The sequence below is a fragment of the Acidocella sp. C78 genome (assembly GCF_907164655.1).
The window spans coordinates 1-10,942 of the sequence record NZ_CAJQZK010000094.1 but is presented as its reverse complement, the minus strand read 5'-3'; the positions used below and the strand labels follow the sequence as shown (position 1 = coordinate 10,942).

The window sequence follows — 10,942 nt, the reverse complement described above, 5'->3', positions numbered from 1 at the left end:
CCAGGCTGAAGATGTTGCAGAGCGCCATTCCCGGCGGGCGGGCGCAGCAAGGGGGCGCGCTATACGCCGGTGGCCAAGCGGATCGACCGGCCGGACGCGATCGCGTTCATGCTGCGCAACTATCCGCACGTGCAGGACGCGCAGATCGTCAAGCTGCTCGGCACCACCAAGGACACGATCCAGAAGGTGCGCGACAAGTCGCACTGGAACAGCGCCAACATCAAGCCGCGCGACCCGGTGATTCTCGGCCTGTGCAAGCAATCCGACCTGAACGACGTGGTGGCGGCGGCGAATGCGCGGATCGAGCGCGACGGCGAGGAGATGCCGCAGCCGATGACGGATTCGAGCGACGAGGCGGCCTGAGCCGGACACGAGCCGAGCCGGACATGAGACGCCCGGACCGGTGAGCCGGCCCGGGCGGGTTGCAGCCGGCGGGATTTGCCGGCGAGCGCGGGTCAGCCGACCCGGATGCGCTCGATCTCTTCCTTCAGGCGAAGTTTTTCCAGTTTGAGCCGGGCGAGATTTTCATCATCCGGTCGCGGTCGGCGGTCTTCCTCGGTGATTCTGGACTCCAGGCCGGCGTGACGTTGCTTCAGGGATTCCAGTCTCGCTTGCAGGCTCATCCTCGACTCCTTTCCGAGTGTGGACTGTTGTGGCGCAAGCCGGTCGGAGCCCCGACCGGGCGCCTGGGGGGAGTCTAGTCCTGCGCGTTCCGGTTGTCATCAATCTTTATATTCGCGCGCGTGACCGGCGCCGTGGCGGGCGGGAGCGGCAAAACCGGGATAGGCCAGCCTCGCGCGGCTGTGCTAGAAGCGATGGATGCTGACCGACAAGGACAACCTGCTCCGCCAACTGCACGGCCTGCGCAGCGAACACCGGGATCTTGATTCGGTGATCGCCCGGCTCGGCGACGAGAAGCTGACCGACCAGTTGCAGATCCAGCGGCTGAAGAAGCGCAAGCTGCTGCTGCGCGACCAGATTCTGCGGCTCGAAAGCCGGCTGATTCCGGACGATATCGCGTGACGCCGCGGATCGGGATCATCATGGGCAGCCGGTCGGACTGGCCGACCATGCGCCATGCCGCCGAGACGCTGGAGGCGCTCGGCATCGCGTTCGAGGCGCGCGTCGTCTCCGCGCACCGGACACCGCTGCGGATGGTCGAGTATGCCCATGCCGCGCGCGGGCGGGGGCTGGCCGCGATCATCGCCGGGGCCGGCGGCGCGGCGCACCTTCCCGGCATGGTCGCCGCCCTCACCCGGTGCCGGTGCTCGGCGTGCCGGTGGAGAGCGCGGCGCTGAAGGGGGTGGACAGCCTGCATTCGATCGTGCAGATGCCCGGCGGCGTGCCGGTCGCCACCTTCGCGATCGGCAAGGCCGGGGCGATCAACGCCGCCCTTTTCGCCGCCGCCATGCTCGCGGTGACCGACAAGGCCATCGAAGCCAGGCTCGACGCCTGGCGCCGCACCCAGACCGAGACCGTGCCCGACCTGCCCGAGGACCCGCCCACAGAATGACCGGTTTTCCGCTTCCCCCCAACGCCACGATCGGCATCGTCGGCGGCGGCCAGCTCGGCCGCATGTCCGCCATGGCGGCGGCCCGGCTCGGCTATCGCTGCCATATTTTTTCTCCGGAACCCGATGCCCCGGCCTCGCAGGTCGCCGCCGCGACGACGCGGGCGGATTATGACGACAATGCCGCGCTGCTGCGCTTCGCCGATGCGGTGGACGTGATCACCTTCGAGTTCGAGAACGTCTCGGCCGAGGGGCTCGACCTGCTGGCCGATCGCCGCCCGGTGCGGCCGGGGCCGGAGATTTTGCGGATCAGCCAGGACCGGATCGCGGAGAAGCGCTTCCTCAACGAGGCCGGCATCGGCACCGCGCCCTGGGCGCCGGTGCAGACCATGGCGGATCTCACCGCCGCGATCGCCGCAATCGGCCTGCCCGCCGTGCTCAAGACCACCCGGCTCGGCTATGACGGCAAGGGCCAGGCGCTGATCCGCACCGAGGCGGAGGCCGAGATGGCCTTCGGCCTGCTGCATCCGAAGCCGCTGATCCTGGAAGGCTTCGTCGATTTCGCGGCGGAGGGGTCGGTCGTGGTCGCGCGCGGGGCGGAGGGGACGGTCAGCGCCTTCGACATGGTCGAGAACCGGCATCGCGACCATATCCTCGATCTCACCCTGGCCCCTGCCCCGTTCGACCCCGCGCTGCGGGAGACGGCGCGGGAGATGGCGCGCCTCGTTGCCGAGCGGATCGGCCTGGTCGGGCTGCTCGCGGTGGAGTTCTTCATCGGCCGGGATGGCAGGGTGCTGGCCAACGAGATCGCGCCGCGGCCGCACAATTCCGGCCACTGGACGATCGATGCCTGCCCGGCGAGCCAGTTCGAGCTGCATATCCGCGCCGTCGCCGGCCTGCCGCTGCCGCCGGCGATCCGCCATTCCGACGCGGTGATGAAGAACCTCGTCGGGCCCGACGACATCGCGCTCTGGCCGCGTATCGTGGCGACGGCAGGGCTGATCCCGCACCACTACGGCAAGACCGCCGCGCGGCCGGGCCGCAAGCTCGGCCATGTCAACGTGCTGTTCCCGCATGGCGCGCTGCCGGGCGAGTTCGGCATCCAGGCGGCGCTCGGGCCGCTGGCAAGCGGCGCGGATCAATGAGCCTGAAGCTGGCAAGCGGCCCGGACTAGCCGGGCAGGAGCGAAAGCGCGGTCTCCAGCGTGTCGGCCTGCTCGGCCGGCTTGTCGTCGCGGATGCGCAGGATGCGGGGAAAGCGCAGCGCGATGCCGGATTTGTGGCGGGTGGAGCGTTGCGCCGCGTCGAACCCCACCTCCAGCACGATCGCCTTCTCCACCTCGCGCACCGGGCCGTAGCTCGCGACGGTGTGGGCGCGAATCCAGCGGTCGAGCCGGTGCAGCTCGGCATCGGTATAGCCGGAATAGGCCTTGCCGACCGGCACCAGCGCGCCCGCCGCCGTCCAGACGCCGAACGTGTAATCGGAGTAATAGGAGGAGCGCTTGCCGTGGCCGCGCTGGGCGTACATCAGCACGCAGTCGAGGCTGAGCGGGTCGCGCTTCCATTTCCACCAATGGCCTTTCGGGCGGCCGGCGAGATAGGGGCTGTCGGCGCGCTTGAGCATCAGCCCCTCGATCGCGGCGTCGCGCGCGCCGGCGCGAAGGGCGGCGAGATCGTCGGCCGAGGCGAAGCGGATGAGTTCGGACAGGTCCATCCGCGCCGGCGCGGTGCGGGCGAACCAGGCTTCGAGCCGGGCGCGGCGGGCATCGAAGGGCAGTGCGCGAAGGTCGGTTTCGCCCTCGAACAGCATGTCATACAGCCGCACGCCGACCGGGTGGGCGGCGCGGAGTTTCGCCGGGACGCTCTTGCGGTTGAGGCGCTGCTGGAGATCGGCGAAGGGGGCGACCGCGCCATCGCGGATGACCAGCAGCTCGCCATCGAGCACGGCGTGGAAATCCATCGCCGCGACGATTTCGGGGAAGGCCGCGGAGATGTCTTCCGCCCCGCGCGAATAGAGCCGCCGCCCGCCCTGGGTGGAGACGAGCTGGACGCGGATGCCGTCCCATTTCCATTCGGCGCGATGGGCGGACCAGTCGAGCGCGGCGAGATCGGCCGCCTCGATCGGTGGGCGAGCATCGGCGGGCGGAAGACGGGGGCCGCACCTTGTGCGGGGCGCGGGGCACGGCCTTCCAGCCAGTCGAACAACGCGGTGTAGGGCGGCTCCAGCCCGTGCCAGACTTCCTCGATCTCGTCGGCCTCGACGGCGAAGTGCCGGGCCAGGGCGAGTTTGGCGAGGCGCAGCGACGCGCCGACGCGCAGGCCGCCGGTGATCAGCTTGATCAGGGCGATGCGGGTCGAGACGTCGCTCGCATCGAGCCAGGCTTCGATCAGCGCGGGGATCTCGGCGCGGGACGCCGCGCGCAGGGCGGCGACGAGATCGGGCAGGCCGGGCGGGGCCTCGTGCCGTGCCGGCGGCCAGAGCAGGGCGATGGTCTCGGCGAGGTCGCCGACGAAATCGTAGGACAGCGCGAACAGCTCGGGATCGGTGCGGGCGGCGGCCAGCTCGCGCAGCATGGCGGGTTTGGCACCCGGAAAGTCGAGCGCGCCGGCGATGGCGGCGAGCGCGTAGCCGCGCTCGGGATCGGGGCGGTGGACGAAATAATCGGCGAGGAGTGCGATCTTGGCGTTGCGGCCGGTGGTGTAGAGCAGGCGTTCCAGCAGGTCGGCGAAGGGTTTCATTCCTGCTCCGCCTCGTCGCCATAGCCGATCAGGCTGAGCGCCCGGCCGCGCCGGCCCAGCAGCGAGAGCTGGCGCAGCAGGGCCGCCTCGGCGCCGTGGGTGACCCAGATTTCCGGGGCGGCGACATCCTCCACCGTGGCGAGCAGTTCGTCCCAGTCGGCATGATCGGAGATGACGAGCGGCAGCTCGACGCCGGAGGCCTTGGCGCGCTGGCGGACGCGCATCCAGCCCGAGGCGACGGCGATCACCGGATCATCGAGCCGCCGCGCCCAGCGATCCGCCACCGCCGAGGGCGGGGCGAGGACGATGGCGCCCTTGAGCGCGTCCTTGTCGGCGACGGTGGCGGGCGGAGATCGCCCAGGGGCACGCCGAGGGTTTCATAGAGGTCGCAGAGTTTTTGCAGGGCGCCGTGGAGATAGATCGGGGAATCGTATCCGGCTTCCCGCAGCAGGGCGATCAGCCGCTGCGCCTTGCCAAGCCCGTAGGCGCCGACGAGATGGGCGCGGGCGGGGAAGACGCTCATGGAATGGAGCAGTTTCGCGACTTCCGCCGCGGCGTCCGGGTGGCGGAAGACCGGCAGGCCGAAGGTCGCTTCGGTGACGAACACGTCGCACGTCACCGGGGCGAAGGGCGCGCAGGTGGGGTCGCGCCGGCGCTTGTAGTCGCCCGAGACCACGGCGCGGCTGCCCTCGTAGTCCAGCACCACCTGGCAGGAGCCGAGGACATGGCCGGCGGGGACAAGGGAGACGCCAACGCCGTTGATGCGGACGATCTCGTCCGGTGCGGCGACCTGCTGCGCGGCGCCGGCCCGCGACTCGCCCATCCGCACCCGCATGATCGCCAGCGTCTCGGCGCTGGCGAGCACATGGCGATGGCCGGGGCGGGCATGGTCGGCATGGCCATGGGTGATCACCGCGCGGTCGACGGCGCGGGTCGGGTCGATGAAAAAGTCGCCGGGCACGCAATGGAGCCCTTCGGGGCGGGGATGCAGCCAGGTTTCGGGATGCGGAGGCATGGCCGCAAGATGGGGCGGATTGCAGGTTTCGCCAAGTCTGCCATGTCTGGCGGGTGACCACCCTGCCCGCCCCTTTCGCCGACTGGTTCGCCGCGCGCGGCTGGACGCCGCGGCCGCACCAGCTCGCCGTGCTCGATGCGGTGCGGCGGAGAGAAAACGCGCTGCTGATCGCGCCCACCGGCGGGGGCAAGACGCTGGCCGGGTTCCTGCCCAGCCTGATCGCGCTGGCCGACGATCCGCCGGAGGGGCTGCATACGATCTATGTCAGCCCGCTGAAGGCGCTGGCCACCGATATCGCCCGCAATCTCGAAGCGCCGGTGGCGGAGATGGGCCTGCCGATCCGCGTCGAGACCCGCACCGGGGATACGCCGGCGAACCGGCGGGCACGGCAGCGCGCGCGGCCGCCGCATATTCTGCTGACCACGCCGGAGAGCCTGGCGCTGCTGCTCTACGATCCGGAGGCGGCGTCGCGTTTCGCGGGGCTGGCGAGCATCGTGATCGACGAGGTGCACGCGCTGGCCGGGACCAAGCGGGGCGACCAGCTCGCACTCTGCCTCGCGCGGCTGGCACGTCTGGCACCGGCGGCGGTGCGGATCGGGCTGTCGGCGACGATCGCCCATCCCACGGCGATCCGCGACTGGATCTCGCCGGATGGCAAAGGCGGGGCGACCGAGATGATTACGGGCGAGGCCGGGGCGGCGCCGGAGATCGGGATGTTGATCGGGCCGGCGCGGATGCCGTGGTCCGGCCACATGGGGCTGATGGCGGCGGAGGCGGTGCTGGCGCGCATCCGCGAAGCGCGGATGACGATCGTGTTCGTCAACACCCGCGCCCAGGCCGAGCTGATGTTCGAGGCGCTGTGGAAGCACAACGAGGAGACCCTGCCGATCGCGCTGCATCACGGCAGCCTCGCGGTGGAGCAGCGCCGCCGCGTCGAGGCGGCGATGGCGGGAGGAAAACTGCGCGCCGTGGTCGCGACCTCCTCGCTCGATCTCGGCATCGACTGGGCGGGCGTGGACCAGGTGATCCAGATCGGCGCGCCGAAGGGGGTGTCGCGCCTGCTGCAACGGCTCGGCCGGGCCAATCACCGGCTCGACGAGGCCTCGCGCGCGCTGCTCGTGCCCGCCAACCGCTTCGAGGTGCTGGAATGCGCTGCGGCGATCGAGGGGGTGGCGGCGCAGGATCTCGACGGCGACCCGCCGCGGCCGGGCGGGCTCGATGTGCTGGCGCAGCACGTGCTGGGCTGCGCCTGCGCCGCGCCGTTCCACCCCAACGACCTGTTCGCCGAGATCACCGCGTCAGCGCCCTATGCCGCGCTGGCGCGCAAGGATTTCGACGACGTGCTGCGCTTCGTCGAGGATGGGGGCTACGCGCTCGCGGTGTATGAGCGGTATCGAAGGCTGTTTCGCGACGCCGAGGGGGTGGTGCATGTGCGCAACGAGGCGGTGGCGCGGCGGCTGCGGATGAATATCGGCACCATCGTCGAGGCGCCGGTGCTGAAGGTGCGGCTCGGCGGCGGGCGCGGCGGGATCGTGCTCGGCGAGGTCGAGGAGTATTTCGCGGCGATGCTCGCACCGGGCGACACGTTCCGCTTCGCCGGGCGGTTGCTGCGCTTTCTCGGCATTCGCGAGACCAGCGTGCTCTGCGCCGAGGGCGGACGGGCGAGCCGAGGATTCCTGCCTATGTCGGCGGGCGGATGCCGCTTTCGACCAACCTCGCCGACCGGGTGCGGCTGATGCTGCACACGCCGGCGACGTGGGACCGCTTTCCCGCGCCGGTGCGCGAATGGCTCGGCCTGCAGGCGGCGCGCTCGGCGCTGCCGGCGCCGGACGACCTGCTGGTGGAGACGTTTCCGCGCGGCGGGCGGTGGTATCTCGTGGCGTATTGCTTCGAGGGGCGGCAGGCGCACCAGGCGCTGGGGATGCTGCTGACCCGCAGGCTGGAGCGGTTCGGGTTTCAGCCGCTCGGCTATGTCGCGACCGATTACGTGCTCGGCATCTGGTGCGCGCGCGAGCCCACCGGGGTCGGGCGGCTGTTCGAGGAGGATCTGCTCGGCGAGGATCTCGAATCGTGGATGGCGGACAGCTCGATGCTGCGGCGGAGTTTCCGCAACGTCGCGGTGATCGCCGGGCTGATCGAGCGGGTGCATCCGGGCGGCGAAAAGAACCGTAGACAGATCACCGTCAATACCGATCTGATCTATGATGTTCTCCGCAAGCACGACCCGACCCATATTCTGCTCCGCGCCACCTGGGCCGACGCCGCGCACGGGCTGGTCGATCTCGCCCGCATCGCCGGCATGCTGGCGCGGGCGCGCGGGCGGGTGCATCACCGCGCCCTGCCCCGGGTTTCGCCGCTCGCCGTGCCCGTGCTGCTCGAAATCGGCCGCGAGCGGGTCGGCGGCGGCGAGGCCGAGGAGGCGCTGCTCGGCGAGGCCGAGGCGCTCATCGCCGAGGCGATGGGGCCGGGCGCTCTGGTCTAACCCGCGCGGCTGTGAAATGAGCGGCATCATGACTGCCGCACCGATTCACCGCGCCGCCGGGCGCTTCCTGCTCGACCCCGCCGGCGCCGTGTTCTGGCCGGAGCGGCGGGCGCTGATCGTCGCCGATCTGCACCTTGAGAAAGCCTCGTCGATCGCCGCGCGCGGCGGGCTGCTGCCGCCCTATGACAGCCGGGCGACGCTGGACCGGCTCGCGCTGCTGCTGCGCCGCTACGCGCCGGAGCGGGTGATCGCGCTCGGCGACAGTTTCCACGATGCGGCCGGGCGCGCCCGGCTGCCGGCGGAGGACGCTTCGCGGCTGGCGCGGATGGAGGCGGCGCATCGCTTCCTCTGGATCGAGGGCAATCATGATCAGGGCGCGGGGCGCGCCGACCACGCCGAGGCGGGCGCCGTGTTCCGCCATGCGGCGGGTGAGGTGGCGCCGGGGACGGTGGAGTTTTCCGGGCATTTCCATCCGAAGGCGCGGATCGCGACGCGGGCGGGCGCGGTGGCGCGGCCCTGTTTCGTGACCGACGCGCATCGGGTGCTGCTGCCGGCCTTCGGCGCCTATGCCGGCGGGCTGGAGGTGACGGCGCCGCCGATCCGCGCGCTGTTTCCGCGCGGCGGGCAGGTGTTCCTGCTCGGCCGCGACCGCGTTTACGCCTTTCCCCTCGCCCATGCCGCAAAGGCCGCGTGATGACGACCACACTGCTCTGGCTGCGCAACGACCTGCGCCTGGCTGACAATCCGGCGCTTTCCGCCGCCATCGAGGGCGGCGCGGTGCTGGCGGTTTTCGTGCTCGATCCGGCGGCGGAGACGGGCGGGGCGTCACGCTGGTGGCTGCACCATTCGCTCGCCGCCCTTGAGGCGGATTTCGCCGCGCGCGGGGGGCGGCTGGTGCTGCGGCGGGGCGATGCGGCGGCGATCATCCCGGCGCTGGCGCGGGAGGTTGGCGCCAGCGCGGTTCATGCCGGGCGGGCGCACGAGCCCTGGCTGCGGGAGGCCGACCGGCGCGTGGCGGCTGCGTTGCAGGATACGGGGATCGGGTTTCATCGCCATCGCTCGGCGCTGATGTTCGGCCCGGAGCGGATCACCACCAAGACCGGCGGGGTCTATGGCGTCTATACGCCGTTCTCGCGCGCCTGTTTCGAGGCTTTCGCGCCGCGCCCGCCGATCGCGGCACCGGGGCGGATCGAAGCCGCCGGCGATCCGGGCAGCGAGCGGCTCGCCGACTGGGGGCTGCTGCCGACGCAGCCCGACTGGGCCGGCGGGCTGCGGGCGAGCTGGACGCCGGGCGAGGCCGGGGCGCGGGCGCGGCTCGACGCCTTTCTCGCCAACGGCTTCGGCGATTATGACCGCCAGCGCGACCTGCCGGGGATCGCCGGCACCTCGGGCCTGTCGCCGCACCTGCATTGGGGGGAGATCGCGATCGACGCCGTCTGGCGCGACGCGGCGGCGGCGGCGGGGCGCGAGGCGGCGCGGCAGACCTTTCTCAAGGAGCTGATCTGGCGCGAATTCGCCGCCTATCTGCTCTGGCACACGCCGGATCTCGCGACCCGGCCGATGAAGCCAGCCTTCGCCGCGATGCCCTGGCGGGAGAGTGCCGCGGACCTCGCCGCCTGGCAGCGCGGGCGGACCGGGGTGCCGATCGTCGATGCCGGGATGCGCCAGCTCTGGCGGACCGGCTGGATGCATAACCGGGTGCGGATGATCGTCGCCTCCTTCCTGGTCAAGCACCTGCTGCTGCCCTGGCAGGCGGAGAGCGGTGGTTTCATGACTGTCTCGTCGATGCCGATGCGGCCTCCAACGCGGCCTCGTGGCAATGGGTGGCGGGCAGCGGGGCCGATGCGGCGCCCTATTTCCGCATCTTCAACCCGGTGTTGCAGGGGCGGAAATTCGACCCGGACGGCGCCTATGTCCGCCGTTTCGTGCCCGAACTCGCCAATTTGCCGGACAAGTATGTCCATGCGCCGTGGGAGGCGCCGGAGATGGTGCTGCGCGGCGCCGGCGTGCGGCTGGGGGCAAGCTATCCGCGGCCGATCGTCGGCCTCGCCGAGGGGCGGGAGCGCGCACTCGCCGCCTTCGCCGCGATCAGCGGGACGGCGCCATGAGCGGAGGGCGGCTTGCCGTGATCGGCGGCGGCATCGCCGGGATGGCGATGGCCTGGCTGGCGCGGGCGCGGCGGAATGTCGTGCTGTTCGAGGCGGCGCCGATCCTCGGCGGCCATGCCGACACCCAGCAGGTGCGGCTGGGCGCGCAGGAGATCGCGGTCGATACCGGGTTCATCGTGCTGAACGACCGCAACTATCCGAACCTCGAAGCCTTCTTCCGCGACCTCGGCGTCGCTACCCATGACACCGACATGTCCTTCGGCGTGTCGATCGGCGGCGGCGAGCTTGAATATGGCGGCGGCTCGCTCGGGCAGTTGTTCGCGCAGAGGCGCAACCTGGTGCGCCCGCGCTTCCTGCGCATGCTGCGCGACGTGCTGCGCTTCAACCGCGAGGCGCCCGCGCTGCTACATGCGACGGGCAACGAGTCGCTGGGCGGCTGGCTGGACCGCAACGGCTACGGGCGGGATTTCGTCGAGGATCATATCCTGCCGATGGGGGCGGCGATCTGGTCCGCCTCGGTCGAGGGGATGCGGGCCTTTCCGGCGCGGCATTTCGCCCGGTTCTTCCACAATCACGGCCTGCTGACGCTGAACGACCGGCCGCAATGGCGGACGGTGAGCGGCGGCTCGCGCCGCTATGTCGAGCGCGTGGCGGCTTCACTCGGCGAGCGGGTGCGGCTTTCGGCGCCGGTGCGACAGGTGCGGCGCGCGGAGGGCTGCGTCATTGTCGTCACCGATGCGGGCGAGGAGATGTTCGACGAGGTGGTGTTCGCCTGCCACGCCGACCAGGCGCTGGCGATGCTGGCCGACCCTTCGCCGGACGCGCGGGCGATTCTGGGCGCGGTGCGGTTTCAGCCCAACCGCGCCGTGCTGCATACCGACACCGCGCTGATGCCGCGGCGGCGGGCGGTGTGGTCGTCCTGGAACTATCTCGCCCGCGACGCCGCCGATCATGGCCGCGCCGTCAGCGTCACCTACTGGATGAACCGGTTGCAGGGTCTCGTGACCGCGCGGCCGCTGCTGGTCAGCCTCAACCCGCTGGTCGAGCCCGATCCGGCGACGGTGCTGCGCGTGCGCGACTATACCCACC

5 protein-coding genes and 6 pseudogenes are annotated in these 10,942 nt (G+C 71.1%); 8 read left to right on the top strand and 3 right to left on the bottom strand.

Annotation, left to right across the window (positions count from 1 at the left end):
* Positions 1–30 precede the first annotated feature (30 nt).
* A pseudogene (locus ACIDOCELLA78_RS96255) lies at positions 31–363 on the top strand (cell cycle transcriptional regulator TrcR); the annotation flags it as partial.
* Between the two features lie 92 nt (positions 364–455).
* Here ACIDOCELLA78_RS96255 and ACIDOCELLA78_RS96250 read toward each other — a convergent pair.
* Positions 456–623, bottom strand: a complete 168-nt coding sequence (locus ACIDOCELLA78_RS96250) for a YdcH family protein (protein WP_201729836.1) — start codon at positions 621–623, stop codon at positions 456–458.
* Between the two features lie 196 nt (positions 624–819).
* On the opposite strand from ACIDOCELLA78_RS96250, the gene ACIDOCELLA78_RS96245 reads away from it, so the two are divergent.
* The 3 genes and pseudogenes from ACIDOCELLA78_RS96245 (at position 820) to ACIDOCELLA78_RS96235 (ending at position 2,655) form a co-directional block, all read left to right on the top strand.
* Complete coding sequence (locus ACIDOCELLA78_RS96245; protein WP_201729835.1) at positions 820–1,023, top strand: YdcH family protein; 204 nt, start codon at positions 820–822, stop codon at positions 1,021–1,023.
* 20 nt (positions 1,024–1,043) lie between these two features.
* A pseudogene (gene purE / locus ACIDOCELLA78_RS96240) lies at positions 1,044–1,513 on the top strand (5-(carboxyamino)imidazole ribonucleotide mutase).
* On the top strand, positions 1,510–2,655 hold the full coding sequence (locus ACIDOCELLA78_RS96235) for a 5-(carboxyamino)imidazole ribonucleotide synthase (RefSeq protein ID WP_201729834.1): 1,146 nt from the start codon (positions 1,510–1,512) through the stop codon (positions 2,653–2,655). The pseudogene purE and the gene ACIDOCELLA78_RS96235 overlap by 4 nt, the downstream one beginning before the upstream one ends.
* Positions 2,656–2,680: 25 nt before the next feature.
* Here the strand turns inward: ACIDOCELLA78_RS96235 and ACIDOCELLA78_RS96230 are convergent.
* Positions 2,681–4,248: pseudogene (locus ACIDOCELLA78_RS96230) on the bottom strand (cisplatin damage response ATP-dependent DNA ligase).
* Positions 4,245–5,307: pseudogene (locus ACIDOCELLA78_RS96225) on the bottom strand (ligase-associated DNA damage response exonuclease). Before ACIDOCELLA78_RS96225 ends, ACIDOCELLA78_RS96230 begins: the two co-directional pseudogenes overlap by 4 nt.
* A gap of 9 nt (positions 5,308–5,316) precedes the next feature.
* Here ACIDOCELLA78_RS96225 and ACIDOCELLA78_RS96220 point away from each other — a divergent pair.
* From ACIDOCELLA78_RS96220 to ACIDOCELLA78_RS96205, 4 genes and pseudogenes are all read left to right on the top strand, one after another.
* A pseudogene (locus ACIDOCELLA78_RS96220) lies at positions 5,317–7,745 on the top strand (ligase-associated DNA damage response DEXH box helicase).
* A gap of 28 nt (positions 7,746–7,773) precedes the next feature.
* Positions 7,774–8,439 carry a ligase-associated DNA damage response endonuclease PdeM gene (gene pdeM, locus ACIDOCELLA78_RS96215; RefSeq protein ID WP_283770873.1) on the top strand — a complete coding sequence of 222 codons (666 nt, stop codon included), beginning with the start codon at positions 7,774–7,776 and terminating at the stop codon, positions 8,437–8,439.
* Positions 8,439–9,853: pseudogene (locus ACIDOCELLA78_RS96210) on the top strand (cryptochrome/photolyase family protein). Before pdeM ends, ACIDOCELLA78_RS96210 begins: the two are co-directional and overlap by 1 nt.
* Positions 9,854–9,894: 41 nt before the next feature.
* The coding region (locus ACIDOCELLA78_RS96205) for an NAD(P)/FAD-dependent oxidoreductase (protein ID WP_249676836.1) at positions 9,895–10,942 on the top strand (1,048 nt) is incomplete at its 3' end.